The following is a 16,878-nucleotide window of genomic DNA, read 5'->3' as shown; positions in this document are numbered from 1 at the left end:
CGTGCGGCTCAGGCGAGGATCCTGGCCTTGGCCCGGTCGAACTCCTCCTGGCTGATGTCGCCCTTGTCCTTGAGCGCGGAGAGTTTGCTCAGCTCGTCCGCGCTGCCGCCGCTGCCGCTGCCGGCCGCCTGCCGGACGTACGAGCGGAAGGCCGCCTCGTTCTCCTTGACCTGCCTGGCGTCGCGCTCGTGCATGCTGCGGCCGCGGGCGATGACGTAGACGAACACGCCGATGAAGGGGACGAGCAGCACCAGGATGAGCCATCCCGCCTTCCCCCAGCCGTGCAGGCTGTGGTCACGGAAGATGTCCGTGATGACTTTGAAGAGCAGGAAGAACCACATGACCCACAGGAAGAACCACAGCATCGTCCAGAAGAGGTTGAGAAGTGGATAGTCGTCCATATCCGACTCCGATCGTGCGCGTGGTACTCCAGTGATACAGGCGGCTCCGCCGCGGCGCATGCGGAGCCGGTGGGGCATCTTTTGCACCCGTGCGCGGGACGACGCGACCATGGACGCATGAGCACTGTCTTCCCCCTTCCCGGGGAGGGGCCGACCCACCGATGGGGAAAAGCCGATGGTGCTTGACCTGATCGTCATCGGGCTGATCATCACGCTCTATCCGCTGCCCATCATGGCCTTCGTCCTGGTGGTGTCCGCGCCCGGCGGTCTGTGGAAGGGGCTCGCCTTCATCCTCGCCTGGCTGGGCTGCCTCGTCGCCGTGATCGCCGTCGTCCTCCTCCTCACCGGGGGCCAGCCCCCGCCGCCGCGCTCCCCACCGTCCACCGCGGGCCTCGCGGTCCGGCTGGCCATCGGCATCGCACTGGTCGGGTACGCCGAACACCGGCGCCGGCGGCGCCCGGTGGGGGGCGTCGCCCCGGACGCGGAAGGGGCGGGATCCGGACCGGCCGAGGAGCCGCGCGCGCTCTCCCGCATGGACCGGGCGTCCGCGTGGTCGGCGGCCGGGATCGCGGTACTCCTCCAGCCGTGGGGGATGGTGGGGGCGGCCGCCGCGACGGTCGTCGAGGCGAACCTGTCCGACGGCGCCACGTACCTGGCCCTGTTCGGCTTCTGCGTCCTGGCCTCCTCCACCCTCCTGGCGATGGAGCTGTTCATGGTGTTCGCGCCCGAGCGGGCCGCGCTGGCGCTCACCGGGATGCGGGCGTGGCTGTCGGACCACAAGGACCCTGCGATCGTCCTCGCCTGCCTCGTCCTGGGCCTGTGGCTGGTGGGCAGGAGCCTGTACGAGCTCACGCGCTGACGGCGGCCCGCGGACGGGCGTGGTGCTCCGGTCGCCGGATGCGGTCCGGGCCGTTCTCCTGAAGGCATGGAACGCAATGCAGCCCGCCGCCGGCGGCGCGCCCTGCTGGGCCACTGCCTGCGCGGGACCGGCTCGGTGGTCGTGCTCACCGGGCTGTACTACCTGGCGCCGATGGAGGGCGGGTTCGGCGCCCTGACCGTCCTCACCCTCGTGCTGGGCCTGCTCGCCTTCACCCTGCTGACGGTCTGGCAGGTCAATGCCATCACCCGGTCGGAGTATCCGAGGCTGAGCGCTCTTGAGGCCATGGCGACCGCCGTACCGCTCTTCCTGATGATCTTCTCAGCGACGTATTTCATGCTGTCCGAGAACGTCCCGGCGAGCTTCACCGAGCCCCTGGACCGGACGGACGCCCTCTACTTCACGGTCACGGTGTTCGCGACCGTGGGCTTCGGCGACATCGTCGCCACGACCGGGACCGGGCGGGTGCTGGTCACCGTGCAGATGATCGCCGACCTGATCGTGGTGGGCGTGATCGCCAAGGCCCTCTTCGGTGCGATGAAGATCGGAATGCGCAGGCGGGCCGGCGGGGATCACGGGGAACCGCCGGGCACGGACGACGAGGAGCTCTGAGCCACCGCCCTGGGTCCGCGCGCCCGCGCCGTACGCAGAAAGGACCCCGCCCGGGAACCGGACGGGGTCCTTTCCGCACAGAGGGAGGGGATCCGGGCGGTCACCCGGCCGTCAGCACTTCAGACCGGAGGCGGCGGCCGTCGTGGCCTGCTCCAGCGACTGGATCTGCGGCTGCAGTTGGGTGAGCGCGGCCTGGCCGGTCGTGTCGCCCGGCAGGTCCTGATAGCCCTTCTTGAGGTTCTCGGCGGCGGACTGCACCGCCTCGCGCTCCGCGTCCTTCAGCTTGTTCGCGTTCTCCTTGACGTTCTCCCAGTCCTGCTGGACGGCGTCGTAGGCGTCCTTGACCTGGTCCTTGGTGGCGACGGCCGGATCCAGGGCCTTCAGCTTGGCGTTGTCGGCCTTGAGGGCGTTCAGGTCCGTGCACAGGGCGGCCGCGGCCTCGGTGGCCTCCTCGGCGGGGGAGGGACTGTCGTCGGAACACGCGCTGAGGCCGAACACCGCGCTCAGGCAGAGCACACCGACCACCGGGAAACGCTTCATGGAGGGGCCTTCCTCGATCAGGCAAACCAGGCGTACGGGATCTTCCGGTACTACGACAAACTATGCATAACCGGACACGCTCCGCATCCGCACGCCCTCAGGCGGCGGGCTGGATGTTCTGGTTCAGGTGGAAGAGGTTGCCCGGGTCGTAGGTCCGCTTGACCTCGGCCAGACGGTCGTAGTTCCCCTTGTAGTTGGCCCTGATGCGGCTCTGGTCGTCCTCGGCCATGAAGTTGATGTAGCCGCCCTCCTCCGAGTGCGGTGCGGTGGCCTCGTAGTAGTCGCGGACCCAGGCGGTGTTCGCCTCGTTGTCCGCGGGGTCCGGCCACATCCCGGCGATGACGGTGGCGAAGTTGGCGTCGCGGTAGGCGAAGGCCGTCTCGTCCGGTCCGACGCGGTGGCAGGCGCCGTTGATCGGGTAGATGTGCACCGTCGAGTTCACGACGGGCACCTTCGGGCCGTGCACCAGGTGCGCCTCGATCGCGGAGTCGGTCAGCTCCGTCACGAAGTTGGCCTTCCAGTAGTGCTGGAGACCGGGCGGAACGAGCGCGTCGAACGCGCTGTTGAGGGCCGGGTACGGCATGGGGCCGACGTGCTCCGCGACCACCGGCGCGATGTCGCGGAAGGGCCGCAGGGCCCGCTCACCCTCGTCCAGCGGCCCGGTCCAGCACGCCACGATCAGGGCGAAGGGGTCGCCGTGCCGGTCTTCCGGGATGAACGGCAGCGGAGGGGCCAGTTGGAAGGCCGGGAAGCCGCCGAGCTGCTCCGGGGCGTCGGCGATGTAGTCGGCGAAGGAGCGCAGCACCGTGGCGGCGTCGTCCAACTCGAAGAGCATCGGTCCGCCGTAGATGTCCTTGACCGGGCTCAGCCGGTACTCGAACGAGGTCACCGCGCCGAAGTTCCCGCTGCCGCCGCGCAGCGCCCAGAAGAGGTCCGGATTCTCCTCCTCGCTCGCGACCACGACGCGGCCGTCCGCCGTCACCACATCGGCCGAGATCAGGTTGTCGCAGCTCAGGCCCAGTCCGCGGGACAGGTAGCCGATGCCGCCGCCGAGGGTGAGTCCGCCGATGCCGGTGGTCGAGATGATCCCTCCGGTGGTGGCCAGCCCGTAGGCGTAGGTCGCCGCGTTGAAGTCGCCCCAGGTCGCGCCGCCCTCCGCACGGGCCGTGCGGCGCGCGGCGTCGACGCGCACCCCGCGCATGCCGGACAGGTCGGCGACCACGCCGTCGTCACAGGTGCCGAAGCCGGGCACGCTGTGGCCGCCGCCGCGCACCGCGAGGTCCAGCCCGTTCTCCCGCGCGAAGTCCACCACCGCCATGACGTCCCCGGTGTTGGCGCACCGCACGACGGCGGCCGGCCTCCGGTCGATCATGGCGTTGTGGACGGCCCGCGCCTCCTCGTAGGCGTCGTCGCCGGGTGTGACGACCGCTCCGCGTACGCGTTCCCGCAGCTGGTCGATCGAGAGCTTGCCCATGACCATCGCTCCTCGTCCTTCGTACGTCGCTCTCACGCCGCGCCGAGACGCGTGCGCCGGGTGCTGCCGCTACGGCCCCAGATGGCTGAAGCCCACCTCGAAGTGCTCGACCCTGACGACCTGCTGCCCCTCCCGTCGGGCGGTCTCCTCGCGGATCCGGTCGGCGAGTTCCTCGCTGTCCCGCATGCTCCGCTCGTCCTCCCACAGGGTCAGCGACCTGGCCTGACCGGTGGCCCGGTCGACCAGGTAGTAGACGCCCCGGAAGCCGGGCGCGTCCCGCACCTGCCGGACGATCTCCTCCGAATGCGCTTCCAGGTCTCCCTCCGCGGGGACGGGGGAACCCTGGTAGGTGCTCAGCCTCGCGAACATCTGCGGCAGTCCTTCCTGGCCCGGCCGCCGTCGGGAGACAGGCAGCTCCAGGACCAGCGTCCTCCGGCAGACCGCGCCCCGCATGCCGGAGCGGCGCGACAATGGTGGCGAAGGACGCGTCTTCCGGTGCCGTTGCGGAGAGGCGGGACGTCGAGTGGCGTACATAGCTGTGACCGCCCTGAGCCATGTCGGGCTGGTCCGCGAGCACAACGAGGACAGCCTCGTGATCGGGCCGTGGACCCTGTGCGGGACCGTGACCCAGAACCCCCAGACGCTGGTGTTCCCGTTCGGCAGACCGCTGGTCGTCGCGGTCGCCGACGGGCTCGGCGGGCAGCCGGCGGGGGAGGTGGCCAGCGAGCTCGTGGTCCGCCAGCTCTCCTCGCTCGGCCCCGCACTGAACTGCGCCGAGGCCGTCGGTGACGCGCTGGACCTGTGCAACGACGCCGTGTACTCGGCCGCCGACGGCCGGCCCGACCTGACCGCGATGGGGACCACCGTCGCGGGTGCGCTCGTGCTGACCGAGTCGCTGCTGTCCTTCAACGTCGGCGACAGCAAGGTGTTCCACGCGGCCCGCGACGGACTGCACCAGGTGAGCGTGGACGACAGCCCGCCCCCGGCGCCCGGCCACCGCACCACCTCGGCCGTCACGCAGGTGCTCGGGGGAAGCCGCGGCCGCCGTGCGATCACCCCGCACATCGAGACCTTCGCGCTGGCGGAGGGCGACCGCTACCTGGTGTGCAGCGACGGGCTGACCGACCCGGTGCCGGACGACACGATCGAGGAACTGCTGCGGGTGCACGACGATGGCAGAGCGGCCTTCGAACTGTGGAAGGCCGCGATCGACGCGGGAGGCCCGGACAACATCACCCTCGCACTGCTGCGCATCGGGGCCTGACCATATGACCGTACGACCTTTCATTGGATTTCAGGACCGTATATCGGGAGGCGCGGCGCCGAATATCCAAACGGAAAGGCTTTCCCGGCTCTCCGGTAATCACTGTGCTACGGTGACGCCAGTTGCGGTTGTGGTCCCCAAAAAACTTACAAGTGCTCTCACCCTATCTTCCGGTGGGCGCACTTTTCATTTCCGGTTCACATGTCCGGTCGGGGCAATCATCTCGGCGACGCCGGGTCCGCACAGTGCGGCCCGGGCAAGGCCCCAAAGGAGAATTCGCATGGCATCCGGCACCGTGAAGTGGTTCAACGCGGAAAAGGGTTTCGGTTTCATCGAGCAGGAGGGCGGCGGGGCGGACGTCTTCGCCCACTACTCGAACATCGCCACTTCCGGCTTCCGTGAGCTCCAGGAGGGCCAGAAGGTCACCTTCGACGTCACGCAGGGCCAGAAGGGACCGCAGGCCGAGAACATCGTTCCCGCCTGACGCCGAAGCGGAGACCGAAGCCGAGGCCGACGGCGAGACCGAAGCCGACGTCCGGGCGGACGGGCCCGCGGCCCGCACCTCTGCGTGCGGGCCGCGGCCATGCCCGCCCCGCGCCCGCCCGCCCCGCGCCCGCCGGGAATCGGCCGCCGTCGCGGCGGAAGCGCCGGCCGCGGCCGGCGCCGCTTGCTAGAGTCCCTGCCCATGTCGATCCCTGACGACCTGCTCCGCGACATCGCCGCCATGGTCGAGTCGGAGCAGACCAATCAGATGTCCCTGACGGTCGTCGTGAACGGCGCCGTCATCACCGGCCGCCTCGCCCCCGAGCACGTCTGGCGCCAGCGCGTGGCCGAGGTCCTGCGGGACTCCGACCAGCTGGGCCCGTTCGCCGAGATCTTCAGCTCGCCCGGAACCCCGGCCAGACGTCCCGCCGGACCGCCCTCCCACCTGCACTTCCACGTGGCCCGCATCCTCCAGGGCCCGGTGGGCATCCCCGAGACGGGCGGCATGTACCGGATCGCCGTGGCCGACGTCAGTGCCTGGACCGTCGGAGATTTCAGCTACTCCGACAAGTGACCGGCGACCCACCCCGTGTCCACATCCTGGACGACTACTCTCGTTTTATGAACGCAGAAGCCGACGCCCTCACGACCGTGAAAGACGCTGACCGGAAGCACGTCTTCCACTCCTGGTCGGCGCAGGAGCTCATCGACCCGCTCGCCGTCGCCGGCGCGGAGGGCTCGTACTTCTGGGACTACCAGGGCAACCGCTACCTCGACTTCTCCAGCGCCCTGGTCTACACGAACATCGGCTACCAGCACCCCAAGGTCACCGCGGCCATCCAGGAGCAGGCGGCCAGGCTGTGCACCGTCGCACCCGGCTTCGCCGTCGACGTGCGCTCCGAGGCGGCCCGGCTGATCGCCGAGCGCACCCCGGGCGACCTCGACAAGGTCTTCTTCACCAACGCCGGGGCCGAGGCAGTGGAGAACGCCGTCCGCATGGCCCGGCTGCACACCGGGCGCCCGAAGGTGCTGTCGGCCTACCGGTCGTACCACGGCGCCACCTCCACCGCGATCAACCTGACCGGTGACGCCCGCCGCTTCGGCAACGACTCCGCGACCGCCGGCGTCGTGCACTTCTGGGGCCCCTTCGCCTACCGCTCGCCCTTCTACGCGACGACGGAGGCCGAGGAGTGCGAGCGGGCCCTGCGCCACCTTGAGGACACCATCGTCTTCGAGGGTCCCCAGTCCATCGCCGCGATCATCCTGGAGACCGTCGGCGGCGCCCCCGGCGTGCTCGTGCACCCCGACGGCTACCTTCCCGGAGTGCGGGCGCTCTGCGACCGCTACGGCATCGTCTTCATCCTCGACGAGATCATGGTCGGCTTCGGGCGCACGGGGAAGTGGTTCGCCTCCGAGCACGGGGACGTCACCCCCGACCTGCTCTGCTTCGCCAAGGGCGTGACCAGCGGCTACGTGCCGCTCGGCGGGGTCGCCATCTCGGCGGCGATCGCCGAGACCTTCGCCCGCCGGCCCTACCCGGGCGGGCTGACCTACTCCGGGCACGTGCTGGCCTGCGCGGCCGCCGTGGCCACGATCGGCGTGATGGAGGAGGAGGGCATCGTCGAGCAGTCCGCGCGCACCGGCGCCGAGCTCCTCGGACCCGGCCTGCGCGCGCTCGCCGAGCGCCACCCCTCGGTCGGGGAGGTTCGGGGCCTCGGCACGTTCTGGGCCCTCGAACTCGTCCGCAGCAAGCGGACGCGCGAGCCGCTGGTCCCGTACAACGCCGCCGGGGCGGACAACGCGCCGATGGCGGAGCTCGCGGCCGCGTGCAAGAAAGGCGGGCTCTGGCCGCTCGTCGCGGGCAACCGGATCCACATCGCACCGGCCTGCAACATTGCGCCCCAGGACGTGGAGAAGGGGCTGCGCATTCTCGACGAGGCGCTGACGGTGGCCGACGCACACACCGTCTGACCTGTGCGTCTGTGGGGTCGCCCAATCCTGCGGTGCCGGTGTTCGGAGGATCCGTACGGTGGTCAACCCGCCGCACACGTGCTGCAATCCGTGCAGGCCGCGAACGCAAAACAGGCCAAGCACCTACGGACCGGGATGCACGTCAGTCCCGGGGCGGCCCCTCGGGGCCGAACGGCGGGGAGCGGGAAGACCGCTGGACGCCGGGCGTACGGGTCCCAGTAGTACGGACTCCGTGTTCCCGAGTACCCGAAGGAAGACAGCATGAGCAAGCACGTCCTGGCGCAGAACCAGTACGGCAAGGCCGAGAACCGCATCGTGAAGGTCACCCGCAAGGGCAATGACGGTTCCTGGCACGAGATCCGCGACCTCAACGTCTCGGTCGCGCTCCGCGGTGAGTTCCGCGACGTCCACCTCACCGGCGACAACGCCAACTGCCTGCCGACCGACACCACCAAGAACACGGTGTACGCCTTCGGCAAGGAGCACGGCATCGAGTCCCCGGAGGCCTTCGGCATCCTGCTCGCCAAGCACTTCGTGTCCTCGCAGGCGCCGATCCGCGAGGCCCAGATCCGCATCGAGGAATTCGCCTGGGAGCGCATCCCGGTCCCGACGCGGAAGGAGCAGCACTCCTTCGCGCTCAAGGGCCAGGAGGTGCGCACCGCGCAGATCACCTACAGCGAGACCACGGGTCTCCAGGTCATCTCGGGCCTGAAGGACCTCACGGTGATGAATTCGACGAACTCCGAGTTCCACGGGTACATCAAGGACAAGTACACGACGCTCAAGGAGGCGTACGACCGGATCCTGGCGACCAAGGTCACCGCGCGCTGGGCGCACTCGGCGCTGGCCGCCGACGACCCCGGCCACGACTGGGACCAGGCGTACAAGAAGGTCCGCAAGAACATGCTGGAGGCCTTCGCAGAGACCTACTCGTACTCCCTGCAGCAGACCCTGAACCAGATGGCCGAGCGGGTGCTCGACAACTGCCCCAGGGTCAACGAGGTGCGGCTCAACCTCCCCAACAAGCACCACTTCCTGGTCGACCTGGAGCCCTTCGGCCTCAAGAACGACAACGAGGTCTACTTCGCGGCGGACCGCATGTACGGCCTGATCGAGGGCACCGTCCACCGTGACGGGGTGCAGCCGGTGATCGCGACGTCCGACTGGATCGTGGCGTAGCCGGCCCGCACGGCCCGTGAGCCGGGCCCGGACCGCGTCGCGGGGTCCGGGCCCGGTCTTCCGCTACGTGTGCGGCAGTTCGTCCTCGGGCCGGCCGACGAGGAGGTTCCAGCGACCGGCGCGCCCGGTCAGGGTGGTCACCCACTGCGGCCGTACGTCGAGCCGCCAGAAGGCCGCCGTCGGGAGCTCCAGGGCGTACACCACGGCCGCCCGTACGACCGCCTGCTCGACCTCGGCCCGGTGTGTGCCCGGGGCCAGGCCGGCCAGCTCGGCGCCGACACGGGCGATCAGCGCGTCCACGGACTCGCCGCCCGGGGGTGCGTACCCGGGGTCCGTCAGCCAGGCGTGCAGGTCCTCCGGAGTCTCGGCCGCGACCTCCTCCAGGGTGCGTCCGGCCCACTGACCGACGTCCGGCCCGCGCAGTCCCTCGTAGCCGGGACATGGCCGCGCGTGACCGAAACGGCCCTGACGGGCCGCAGTGTCCAAAGGGGGGCGCGCGAGGTGAACACGCACCAACTGACTCTTCATAAGGGGAGCGTAAGCGCGGTACCGTCACGAACGAGACAAGTCCATGACGACGGTACGACGGAAGCACCGGTGAGAATCCGGCACGGTCGCGCCACTGTGAAACCTCCCCGCGGGGAGGCAAGTCAGACCCGCCACCGTCGTCGAGCGCACCACTGACCGGGACGCGTGTTCCCTCTGGAGGTTCTGCAATGGCCAACTCCGCCGTGCCCACGACGAACGCCCCCGCCATCGCCCCCATCTCGCTCTCCGCGCTCGCCCCCTGGGCGGTGTTCGTCGGCGTCCTGATGCTGGTCCTGCTCTACTTCGTCGGCGCCGAGCAGGGTGCCACCGCCCTCTTCGAGGGCGAAACCATCCACGAGTGGCTGCACGACGGCCGCCACCTGCTGGGATTCCCCTGCCACTGACCCGTTTCCCCTGCCACCGACCACCCCTCGGCAAGGGATCCGTCTCAGCAAGGGAATCGAACATGAACTCCGCATCACCCCGCACCCTGCTCGTCCGCGGCATGCTCGCCGGCCTGCTGGCCGGCACGGCCGCCTTCCTCGTCGCGTACCTCCTGGGTGAGTCCGCGGTGGACGCGGCCATCGCCGTCGAAGAGGCCGCGGCCGGACACGACCACGGCGGGGAGGCTCCCGTCAGCCGGGCCCTCCAGGCCACAGCCGGTCTCGGTACCGGCGTCGTGCTCTACGGCGTCGCGCTCGGCGGTCTCGCCGCGCTCGTGTACTGCTTCGCGCTCGGCCGCATCGGCCGCTTCGGCCCGCGGGCCACGGCGGCCCTGGTCACCGCGGCTCTGTTCGTCGTCGTAACCCTGGTCCCCTTCTTCAAGTACCCCGCCAACCCCCCGGCCGTCGGAGACCCCGCCACCGCTGCCCGGCGGACCGCCCTCTACCTCCTGATGATCGTCCTGAGCGCGTTGCTGGCGGCGGCAGCGGTCATCCTCGGGCGCCGGCTCGCGCCCGGGCTCGGGAACGGGAACGCGTCGGTCGCCGCCGGTGCGGCCTTCGCCCTGCTCATCGGCATCTCGTACGCCGTCCTGCCCGGCGTGAGCGAGGTCCCGGCCGGGTTCCCCGCCGCACTGCTCTGGGAGTTCCGCCTCGCGTCCCTGGCCGTCCAGAGCACGTTGTGGACGACTTTCGGCCTGGCCTTCGGTTTTCTAGCCGACCGAGCCCTTGTGCCCGCTTCCGCACCCAAGGAGGCTGTGCAGCCGACGAATTGACGATGAAAGGCCGATAGTCCATGGCGACGGCGATCAGGGAGTGGCGGGGCTGGACGGGTGCCGCACCCTTCTGGCTGAACTCCTTCCTGCTGCTCCTGGCCCCCTGCTGCGCCGTCACCCTGTTCGGCCAGATCGGCATCATCGCCGCCCTGGCCGCGCTCGGCGGCCTGGCTCGCCACCTCTGGTACGGCGACTACGGCCATCCGGCCGTGCACCTGGCCGCCGCGTTCATGGGGGCGGGCACGGCGGCCGTCGTCATGTGACACCCCGGGCGTCACCTCCGGCCACCTCGCCCCTCACCCGTTGGGACGAATCCGCGCCACCCCCGGCCGACGGTGGACCGAACCGGCGCGAGCTGCGCAAACTCCCCGTTCGCGCGACGACACGCCCGTGACTCCGCGTCAGTCCCTCGTGTTTCACGGTGTGCCGATGGGCAGAGGAAGTGTCCACTGCTCACATGACCCGGCCGCACGAGCCGGACAGGAGGGAATGCCATGCCCCGCGCCAAGTGGGTCGTCGCGTCTCTGACGGTGGCTCTGCTGTGTACCACCGTGGTGGTGTTGCAGCGGACCGAGGGCGCCGCGCCCGCGGCCGCGGTCACCGACGACGCACTGCCCTCGCGGGCGCTGGGACTGTCCGGCCACCGCCGCCTGGTGCGGGAGCTGGAACAGTCCGGCGAGAGCAACCGCGCGAGGGCGCCCCGACCGCAAGGGGCCGCGGCTGGGCCGCTGAGGACGGTCTCCGGCCCGCTGCGCGCGGCCCGCCCCCTGCGGCTGCGCATCCCGAGTCTGGGCGTCGACGTGCCGTTGGGCGACGACGGCGAGGAGGCGTCCTGGGACTCCTCCGGTCCGGCGCCGGGTGCCGCCGGGACCGCCGTGGTCACCGGAGCCGGTCTGCGGCTGGGGGAGTTGCGCCGGGGCCGGACGATCGAGATCCCGCGCGCGGACCGCCGTACGGCCGTGTTCACCGTCGTACGGATCTCACCCGGCAGGGCGTCCGGGCCGCCGGAGACTCCCGACCGTGCCCAACTGCGGCTGATCGGCGGGGAGACCGCCGTACTGGCCCGGCTGACCGGTCACCGCAGCAGCAGCTGAGGTCTGGCGGACTGTCAGCCGAGGGAGGTGTCTTCGTCCTCCGGTCGGGCGCTTATCGGGGTCCGTCCGGGAGTCTTCCGGCGCGGCGGGGCACACCCCTCGCATGACCTGGAGGCGACACGCACACACGGGGCTGACGAGGGCGCTCACCGCGGCCTGCGTCGTGCTGCTGTGCGTGTTCGGTGCGGGTCCGGCCGGCGCGGACCCGGCGGAACACCGCTCCGCGTCATCGGCCCCCGTGGAACCAGCGGCTCCCGGCGAGCCCGGCGAACCCGTGGAGGGTCCGTCCGATCCCGCAGCGGATCCGGAGGTACGCGCCGCCGTACGGTCGGCAGCGCGCGGGGCCGCCTGCGCCCAGCGGATCCCGCTCGCGGTGTTTCACGTGAAACAGGGCGGCCTCCCGGGGCGCGGCCCCCGCACGGGGGTGGCCGAACCGGACCTGTCCCTGCGGACCGTGCGGAGTGTGGTGCTGCGCTGCTGAGCGGGCCGAGCCCCCAGCGCGTCCCCCCACCCTCCGAGCACCGCGAGGTTCCGCCATGCCCATCGACCCGTACGCCGCACTGAACGCCATGCTCCGCGCCGAGGTCTCGCGCTTCGCGCCCGTCCGCCAGCCCGAGACGACCGCTCCGCCGAAGACCCCGGCCCCGTCCGTCGAGGACGAGGGCGATCCGCAGCGGGGCACCGCCGCGCAGGCGGCCGTCACCCCGCGGACCGTCACCCCGCGGTCGGCGGGCATCAGGACGGCGGCCGGCGACTCGGCCGCGTAGCGGCCGCGCCCGGACGTGCAGGGGCGGCGGTGCGGGCGCGCTCAGTCCTCGTGCGTGTAGTAGCGGTAGAAGGCGGTGGCGCCGACGCCCACGGCGACCGCCAGGCCTATCACCACGGAGCTGAGGATGGACTCGTTGGTGAGGCTGTGCAGGTAGCCCACCGCGATGCCGCCGAAGGCTCCGTAGGCGGCGGCGTGGAGCTCGCGCATCATCCGCGGGCCGACCCTGGCCAGGACGAACATGATGCCCGCGAAGATCAGGCCGCAGAGGATGCCGTAGAGGACGTTGGCCGCGGTGACCGGGCCCTGGTGACGGTCGATGAACGCGCACCAGACCCCGTAGACCGTTCCGAGGAGCAGCGGCCTCACGTAGGCGCCCTTGCTCAGGTGGGTCATGTCCGCCATCTGCCGGTGCTGCCGGGGGGCAGCGGGTGCCGCATGTGCCATGACGGGCTCCTCTCTCCCATCATCCAGGGCACACCCGCCGTCTCCGACCGGCAAGTGGATCAGTGGTCAGGGCGTGCGCACCGCCACGGCGTCGATCTCGAAGAGCATGCCGGGCAGGGCCAGGGCGGCGACCCCGATGAGGGTCTGCGCGGGAAGCTCGGTGCCCCAGGTCGCGTGCAGGTGCTTCAGGAGCACCTCCAGCTTCCGCTGGTCGTGGTCGACGACGTAGGTGCCGATGCGGACCACGTCGGCAGGACCGAGGCCGACCGCGGCGAGGGCGGTGCGGAGGTGGGCGAAGGCCCGTTCCACCTGCTCGGCGAAGTCGTCGGAGACGACGTGGCCGCTCTCGTCGGAGCCGTACTGGCCGGCTATGAAGACCTGCTCGCCGGGGGCGGAGACGATGTGGCTGTAGCCGAAGCCGGTCGGGGTGTGAAGTCCCGCCGGGTTGATGATGCTGCGCGTCATGCCGAGCTCCCTGCTTCCGTGTCCGTACGTGCTGCGCCTGCTGTCACTGCGCGGCGAGCCAGGCGCGGAGCCGCTGAGGGGCCTCGGGGGCCTGCCGCTCGGCCTGCTGCCGGATCTCGTCGAGGTTCTGGGCCGCGAGGGCCTTGCGCCAGGCCAGTTCGGCCCGGGTCATGGCGTGCGCGATGGCGCAGTCGGCGGCGGCCGCGCCCTCCGGCGCCGGTTCGCCCGCGCCGGGTCCCTGCCTACGGATCTCCGCGCACCGGAAGGCCTCCTCGGGCCCCTCGACTGCGGCGACCACGTCCATGAGCGAGACGGCGGCCAGCGGGCGGGCCAATTGGAAGCCGCCGCGCGGACCGGGGCTGGAGGTGAGGATGCCCGCCCGGACCAGCGCCTGCAGCTGCTTGTTGAGGTAGGCCGTGGGCAGGTCGTGCCAGGCGGCGAGGCGCGCCGCCGAGACCGCGCGGTCCGGTCCGCTCCAGGCCAGGTTGACGCAGCTGTGCAGCGCCCACTCGACGCCCTCGCTCATCCTCATATTCTGGATACTAGATATCCAGAATAGTGAAGGCAAGGGTCCCGCGCCGTCCGGTGGCCCACCACCCGCCCGCAGCAACACCACTCGCGCCGCCGCCCGTCCCCGTTTTCCCTGGTGACGTGCGCACCATCCTGTCGGCGGTCCTCATCGTGCTCGTGGCACTCCTCGTGCCCGCGAGCGCCGTGGCGTACTGGGCCGACCGTGAGCTGGGCGACGCGGACCGCTACACCGCGGCCATGTCCCCCCTCGCGGAGAATCCGGCCGTACAGGAGGTCGTCGTCACGCACACCGCCCGTGCCCTCACCGGGCAGATCGACGCCGGCCCCTTCCAGGCCGGCGTCGATGCCCTGCTCGACGAAGCCCTGCACTCCTTCGCCGACACCCCCGCCTACCGGACGGCCTGGGACGCGGCCAACCGCGCCGCACACGCCGCCTTCCTCCACGCCCTCACCACGGGCCGCGGCAACGCCGTCACCATCGACCTCGCGCCGGTCGTCGAGCGGATCAAGAGCGAGCTCGTGGCCGACCAGGTGCCCTTCGCGGACCGCATCCCGGTGACGCGGCTGTCCGTGGAAGTCATGGAGTACGACAACCTCGGCGCACTCCGGAAGGGGTTCCGCATGCTCCAGATCGCCGGCGTCTGGCTCCCGGCACTGACCCTGGTCCTGGCCGTGTCGGCCGTGGCGGTCGCCGTCCGGCGGCGGCGCGCCGTCATCGCCACCGGACTGGGCCTGGCCGTCGGGGCCGGCCTGCTGTGGCTCACGGTGGACGTGTGCCGCCGCCTCACCCTCGACGATCTGCCCGCCGACATCGACCGCGCCGCGGCCGGCGCGGTGTACGACGCCCTCACCGCGTTCCTGCGGACCACCGCCTGGGTCGTGCTGCTGATCGGACTGGCGGCGGCGCTGTCCGCCTGGGTGACGGGCCGACTGCGCCGCACCCCATAAGCTCGGAAGGTACAACACGCGCAGAACACCTCAGAAGAACACAGAAGAACCGATTCGCGAGCGGCGGCACGGAAACGGGAATGAGCACCGAACCCACCGAACACATAGCGCCGCGGCGGGCCCGGCACCATCCGCTGGCGCCACCCGACTGGCTGCTCCAGGGGCTGAAGCCGACCACCGCACCCGTCCCCTGGCCCGCCACCGTACGAGCGGCGGTGGCCCTGTCCGTCCCGCTCGCCGTCGGCTTCGCGCTGAACGAGCCCGAATACGGCGCGCTCGCCTCCATGGGCGCCCTCTCCGGAGTGATCGGCGACACCGCCGACGCCTACCGGATGCGCGTCCTGAACATCGCCGTCCCACAGGTCTTCGGCGCCGTCGGCGTGGCCCTGGGCACCCTCGTCTACGGCCACGGCTGGGTGGCCGTCGGCGCACTCACCCTCATCGCCCTGCTCTCCGGGATGATCTCCTCCATCGGCACGGTCGCCTCCGTGTCCGGTCTGCTGCTCCTGCTCAACGCCGTGGTCGGGGCCGGTCTCCCGATGCCACGGCCCTGGTGGATCGCCCCGCTGCTGCTGAGCGCGGGCGGGCTCTTCGTCCTCGTCCTGACCCTGCTGGGCTGGCCGCTGCACGGCCGCCGACCGGAACGGACCGCGGTCGCCGCCACCTACCGGGCCCTGGCGGACACTCTGGAAGCCGCCGGCGGCCCCGGCGACATCTACGACGAGCGGCGCCGCCGGGTCACCCGGGAACTCAACCAGGCCTATGACCTGATCCTGGGCCGCCGGGCCCGCGTGCACGGGCGCAGCCCGTCGCTCGTCCGCATGCTCGCGCAGCTCAACGTGGTGATCCCGCTGGTGGAGGCCGCGCCCGCCGCCCACCTGCGCGGGCGGCCGCTGCCTGCCGAGATCCCCGCGGCCGTACGGGAGCTCGCGGCGGCCGTCGAGGAGGGCCGCACCACAGCACCCGCGCTCGACCTGCCCGAAGCCCGTACTCCCGCCGAACGGGCCGTGGACGCCGCACTGCGGCACGCCGCGTCGGTCGTCCACCTCGCCGAACCGGACCCGCACAACGTGGACGACCGCCTCGGCCGCCCCGCCGCGCTGACCGTGCGCACCCGGCGGGCGGTGCGCGACATGATGCTGTCCGAGGCTTCCTGGCGCTACGGGCTGCGGCTCGCACTGTGCATCGGCCTCGCGCAGTCCCTCGTGTCGGTGGTCGAGCTCGAACGGTCCTACTGGATCGCGCTGACCGTCACCTTCGTCCTCAAACCGGACTTCGGCTCGGTGTTCTCCCGGGCCCTGCTGCGCGCCCTCGGCACCGCGATCGGGCTGGTCGTCGCCGCCGCCGTGCTCGCCGAAGTACCGCGCGGCTGGTGGGACGTACCGGTCATGATGGTGCTCGGCGCGCTGATCCCGGTCTTCTCCGCCAAGGGCTACGCCTTCCAGACCGCCGCGATCACCCCGGTGATCCTGCTGCTCTCGGACCTGCTCAACCACCAGGGCTTCGACCTGATCCGCCCCCGGCTGCTGGACAGCCTGATCGGCTGCGCCATCACCCTGACCGCCGGATACCTGCTGTGGCCGGAGAGCTGGCACACCCGCATCGGGGACCGGCTCGCCGACACCGTGGACGACGCCGCCCGTTACGTGGAACGGGCCTTCGCACCGGCCGCGGACGACGCGGCCCTCGCGGCGGCCAGGACCACCCGCCTCCAGGCCCGGCGGCGGCTGTACCGCGACCTGTCAGGCGTACGCAGCGAGTTCCAGCGGGCGCTGACCGAGCCCCCGCCGACCGGCACCCGGGCCGCCGCCTGGTGGCCGCTGGTGGTCGCCGTCGAGCGGATCGTGGACGCGTCCACCGCCGCCCGGGTCCGCGTCAACCACGGCGCCCCGCCGCCCGCGGCCGAGGAGGTGGCGGCCGTCGCGCGACAGCTGCGGGAACTGGCCGGCCGGGTGCGCAGCAGCACCGTCCCGGTCCGGGTCGAGGGCGAACCGGAGGGCGACCAGTCGGGCGTCCTGGCCCCCGTCCACCAAGAGCTCGCGGCCGCCCGCGCCATCACCCGGCCGGAGCGCTGACCGGGCC

At 71.3% G+C, this 16,878-nt stretch carries 23 protein-coding genes; 15 read left to right on the top strand and 8 right to left on the bottom strand.

Translation table 11 applies throughout. The features are described 5' to 3' along the window. Window positions 1-8: 8 nt before the first annotated feature. Complete coding sequence (locus tag R4Z63_RS16500) at window positions 9-401, bottom strand: SHOCT domain-containing protein (protein WP_384452577.1); 393 nt, start codon at window positions 399-401, stop codon at window positions 9-11. A 175-nt stretch (window positions 402-576) separates the two neighbouring features. Here R4Z63_RS16500 and R4Z63_RS16495 point away from each other — a divergent pair, with 175 nt between their 5' ends. Together R4Z63_RS16495 and R4Z63_RS16490 are read left to right on the top strand one after the other, a co-directional pair. Beyond that, on the top strand, window positions 577-1,260 hold the full coding sequence (locus R4Z63_RS16495; RefSeq protein ID WP_037920678.1) for a GAP family protein: 684 nt from the start codon (window positions 577-579) through the stop codon (window positions 1,258-1,260). A gap of 66 nt (window positions 1,261-1,326) precedes the next feature. After that, window positions 1,327-1,890: a potassium channel family protein gene (locus R4Z63_RS16490; RefSeq protein WP_384452580.1), complete on the top strand. Its 564-nt coding sequence runs from the start codon at window positions 1,327-1,329 to the stop codon at window positions 1,888-1,890. Between the two features lie 111 nt (window positions 1,891-2,001). Here the strand turns inward: R4Z63_RS16490 and R4Z63_RS16485 are convergent, their stop codons facing one another. The 3 genes from R4Z63_RS16485 to R4Z63_RS16475 form a co-directional block, all read right to left on the bottom strand. Continuing rightward, the gene (locus R4Z63_RS16485; RefSeq protein ID WP_384452583.1) at window positions 2,002-2,430 is read right to left on the bottom strand and encodes a hypothetical protein; all 429 of its coding nucleotides are present in this window, start codon (window positions 2,428-2,430) and stop codon (window positions 2,002-2,004) included. A gap of 97 nt (window positions 2,431-2,527) precedes the next feature. Then, complete coding sequence (locus tag R4Z63_RS16480; RefSeq protein ID WP_037921386.1) at window positions 2,528-3,904, bottom strand: FAD-binding oxidoreductase; 1,377 nt, start codon at window positions 3,902-3,904, stop codon at window positions 2,528-2,530. 69 nt (window positions 3,905-3,973) lie between these two features. Further along, complete coding sequence (locus R4Z63_RS16475) at window positions 3,974-4,273, bottom strand: hypothetical protein (protein WP_037921385.1); 300 nt, start codon at window positions 4,271-4,273, stop codon at window positions 3,974-3,976. A 154-nt stretch (window positions 4,274-4,427) separates the two neighbouring features. Between R4Z63_RS16475 and R4Z63_RS16470 the strand changes: the two genes are divergently transcribed. The 5 genes from R4Z63_RS16470 to pucL all read left to right on the top strand — a co-directional run bounded on the left by R4Z63_RS16470 (window position 4,428) and on the right by pucL (window position 8,801). Then, window positions 4,428-5,168 (top strand): PP2C family protein-serine/threonine phosphatase, encoded by a 741-nt coding sequence (locus tag R4Z63_RS16470; RefSeq protein ID WP_384452587.1) that lies wholly within the window; start codon window positions 4,428-4,430, stop codon window positions 5,166-5,168. Between the two features lie 280 nt (window positions 5,169-5,448). Further along, window positions 5,449-5,652 (top strand): cold-shock protein, encoded by a 204-nt coding sequence (locus R4Z63_RS16465; protein ID WP_030030412.1) that lies wholly within the window; start codon window positions 5,449-5,451, stop codon window positions 5,650-5,652. Between the two features lie 201 nt (window positions 5,653-5,853). Next, window positions 5,854-6,225, top strand: coding sequence for a GvpU-like protein (locus R4Z63_RS16460; RefSeq protein WP_384452591.1), 372 nt, complete (start codon window positions 5,854-5,856; stop codon window positions 6,223-6,225). A gap of 47 nt (window positions 6,226-6,272) precedes the next feature. Then, on the top strand, window positions 6,273-7,622 hold the full coding sequence (locus R4Z63_RS16455; RefSeq protein ID WP_384452594.1) for an aspartate aminotransferase family protein: 1,350 nt from the start codon (window positions 6,273-6,275) through the stop codon (window positions 7,620-7,622). Between the two features lie 261 nt (window positions 7,623-7,883). Then, window positions 7,884-8,801: a factor-independent urate hydroxylase gene (pucL, locus tag R4Z63_RS16450; protein WP_384452597.1), complete on the top strand. Its 918-nt coding sequence runs from the start codon at window positions 7,884-7,886 to the stop codon at window positions 8,799-8,801. Between the two features lie 63 nt (window positions 8,802-8,864). Here the strand turns inward: pucL and R4Z63_RS16445 are convergent, their stop codons facing one another. Then, window positions 8,865-9,329, bottom strand: coding sequence for a histidine phosphatase family protein (locus R4Z63_RS16445; RefSeq protein WP_384452600.1), 465 nt, complete (start codon window positions 9,327-9,329; stop codon window positions 8,865-8,867). 188 nt (window positions 9,330-9,517) lie between these two features. On the opposite strand from R4Z63_RS16445, the gene R4Z63_RS16440 reads away from it, so the two are divergent. The 6 genes from R4Z63_RS16440 (at window position 9,518) to R4Z63_RS16415 (ending at window position 12,406) form a co-directional block, all read left to right on the top strand. Further along, a complete protein-coding gene (locus R4Z63_RS16440; protein WP_037920665.1) occupies window positions 9,518-9,733 on the top strand; it encodes a CbtB domain-containing protein in 216 nt (71 codons plus the stop codon). Window positions 9,734-9,795: 62 nt separating this feature from the next. Beyond that, a complete protein-coding gene (locus R4Z63_RS16435; RefSeq protein WP_384452603.1) occupies window positions 9,796-10,545 on the top strand; it encodes a CbtA family protein in 750 nt (249 codons plus the stop codon). Between the two features lie 20 nt (window positions 10,546-10,565). Then, window positions 10,566-10,808, top strand: coding sequence for a hypothetical protein (locus tag R4Z63_RS16430; RefSeq protein WP_037920661.1), 243 nt, complete (start codon window positions 10,566-10,568; stop codon window positions 10,806-10,808). 231 nt (window positions 10,809-11,039) lie between these two features. Next, the gene (locus R4Z63_RS16425; RefSeq protein WP_384452608.1) at window positions 11,040-11,639 is read left to right on the top strand and encodes a class F sortase; all 600 of its coding nucleotides are present in this window, start codon (window positions 11,040-11,042) and stop codon (window positions 11,637-11,639) included. 103 nt (window positions 11,640-11,742) lie between these two features. Continuing rightward, window positions 11,743-12,120, top strand: coding sequence for a hypothetical protein (locus R4Z63_RS16420; RefSeq protein ID WP_384452611.1), 378 nt, complete (start codon window positions 11,743-11,745; stop codon window positions 12,118-12,120). A 55-nt stretch (window positions 12,121-12,175) separates the two neighbouring features. Beyond that, window positions 12,176-12,406 (top strand): hypothetical protein, encoded by a 231-nt coding sequence (locus tag R4Z63_RS16415; protein ID WP_037920656.1) that lies wholly within the window; start codon window positions 12,176-12,178, stop codon window positions 12,404-12,406. A 41-nt stretch (window positions 12,407-12,447) separates the two neighbouring features. On the opposite strand, the gene R4Z63_RS16410 is transcribed toward R4Z63_RS16415, so the two are convergent. The 3 genes from R4Z63_RS16410 to R4Z63_RS16400 form a co-directional block, all read right to left on the bottom strand. After that, window positions 12,448-12,852 (bottom strand): hypothetical protein, encoded by a 405-nt coding sequence (locus R4Z63_RS16410; RefSeq protein WP_384448247.1) that lies wholly within the window; start codon window positions 12,850-12,852, stop codon window positions 12,448-12,450. Window positions 12,853-12,918: 66 nt separating this feature from the next. Next, entirely contained in the window at window positions 12,919-13,317 is a 399-nt protein-coding gene (locus tag R4Z63_RS16405) for a RidA family protein (RefSeq protein ID WP_384448244.1), read from the bottom strand. Between the two features lie 43 nt (window positions 13,318-13,360). Continuing rightward, window positions 13,361-13,843, bottom strand: coding sequence for an RrF2 family transcriptional regulator (locus R4Z63_RS16400; protein ID WP_172671308.1), 483 nt, complete (start codon window positions 13,841-13,843; stop codon window positions 13,361-13,363). Window positions 13,844-13,968: 125 nt separating this feature from the next. On the opposite strand from R4Z63_RS16400, the gene R4Z63_RS16395 reads away from it, so the two are divergent. Next, window positions 13,969-14,796, top strand: a complete 828-nt coding sequence (locus R4Z63_RS16395) for a hypothetical protein (protein ID WP_037920647.1) — start codon at window positions 13,969-13,971, stop codon at window positions 14,794-14,796. Between the two features lie 80 nt (window positions 14,797-14,876). Further along, window positions 14,877-16,871, top strand: coding sequence for an FUSC family protein (locus tag R4Z63_RS16390; protein WP_384448240.1), 1,995 nt, complete (start codon window positions 14,877-14,879; stop codon window positions 16,869-16,871). Window positions 16,872-16,878: the final 7 nt, after the last annotated feature.

The organism is Streptomyces sp. PL-29, from assembly GCF_058344425.1.
Note: the sequence above shows the minus strand (reverse complement) of the source record. Positions and strands in the feature narration are given on the sequence as shown.

Bases quoted from the DNA above. Each gene is read 5' to 3' on its own strand.
- R4Z63_RS16445 (WP_384452600.1), bottom strand. From the start codon at position 9,329: ATGAAGAGTCAGTTGGTGCGTGTTCACCTCGCGCGCCCCCCTTTGGAC.
- R4Z63_RS16460 (WP_384452591.1), top strand. From the start codon at position 5,854: ATGTCGATCCCTGACGACCTGCTCCGCGACATCGCCGCCATGGTCGAG.
- R4Z63_RS16435 (WP_384452603.1), top strand. From the start codon at position 9,796: ATGAACTCCGCATCACCCCGCACCCTGCTCGTCCGCGGCATGCTCGCC.
- R4Z63_RS16490 (WP_384452580.1), top strand. From the start codon at position 1,327: ATGGAACGCAATGCAGCCCGCCGCCGGCGGCGCGCCCTGCTGGGCCAC.
- R4Z63_RS16405 (WP_384448244.1), bottom strand. From the start codon at position 13,317: ATGACGCGCAGCATCATCAACCCGGCGGGACTTCACACCCCGACCGGC.
- R4Z63_RS16475 (WP_037921385.1), bottom strand. From the start codon at position 4,273: ATGTTCGCGAGGCTGAGCACCTACCAGGGTTCCCCCGTCCCCGCGGAG.
- R4Z63_RS16415 (WP_037920656.1), top strand. From the start codon at position 12,176: ATGCCCATCGACCCGTACGCCGCACTGAACGCCATGCTCCGCGCCGAG.
- R4Z63_RS16440 (WP_037920665.1), top strand. From the start codon at position 9,518: ATGGCCAACTCCGCCGTGCCCACGACGAACGCCCCCGCCATCGCCCCC.
- pucL (WP_384452597.1), top strand. From the start codon at position 7,884: ATGAGCAAGCACGTCCTGGCGCAGAACCAGTACGGCAAGGCCGAGAAC.
- R4Z63_RS16485 (WP_384452583.1), bottom strand. From the start codon at position 2,430: ATGAAGCGTTTCCCGGTGGTCGGTGTGCTCTGCCTGAGCGCGGTGTTC.
- R4Z63_RS16465 (WP_030030412.1), top strand. From the start codon at position 5,449: ATGGCATCCGGCACCGTGAAGTGGTTCAACGCGGAAAAGGGTTTCGGT.
- R4Z63_RS16390 (WP_384448240.1), top strand. From the start codon at position 14,877: ATGAGCACCGAACCCACCGAACACATAGCGCCGCGGCGGGCCCGGCAC.
- R4Z63_RS16455 (WP_384452594.1), top strand. From the start codon at position 6,273: ATGAACGCAGAAGCCGACGCCCTCACGACCGTGAAAGACGCTGACCGG.
- R4Z63_RS16425 (WP_384452608.1), top strand. From the start codon at position 11,040: ATGCCCCGCGCCAAGTGGGTCGTCGCGTCTCTGACGGTGGCTCTGCTG.
- R4Z63_RS16480 (WP_037921386.1), bottom strand. From the start codon at position 3,904: ATGGGCAAGCTCTCGATCGACCAGCTGCGGGAACGCGTACGCGGAGCG.
- R4Z63_RS16410 (WP_384448247.1), bottom strand. From the start codon at position 12,852: ATGGCACATGCGGCACCCGCTGCCCCCCGGCAGCACCGGCAGATGGCG.
- R4Z63_RS16420 (WP_384452611.1), top strand. From the start codon at position 11,743: ATGACCTGGAGGCGACACGCACACACGGGGCTGACGAGGGCGCTCACC.
- R4Z63_RS16495 (WP_037920678.1), top strand. From the start codon at position 577: ATGGTGCTTGACCTGATCGTCATCGGGCTGATCATCACGCTCTATCCG.
- R4Z63_RS16500 (WP_384452577.1), bottom strand. From the start codon at position 401: ATGGACGACTATCCACTTCTCAACCTCTTCTGGACGATGCTGTGGTTC.
- R4Z63_RS16400 (WP_172671308.1), bottom strand. From the start codon at position 13,843: ATGAGCGAGGGCGTCGAGTGGGCGCTGCACAGCTGCGTCAACCTGGCC.
- R4Z63_RS16430 (WP_037920661.1), top strand. From the start codon at position 10,566: ATGGCGACGGCGATCAGGGAGTGGCGGGGCTGGACGGGTGCCGCACCC.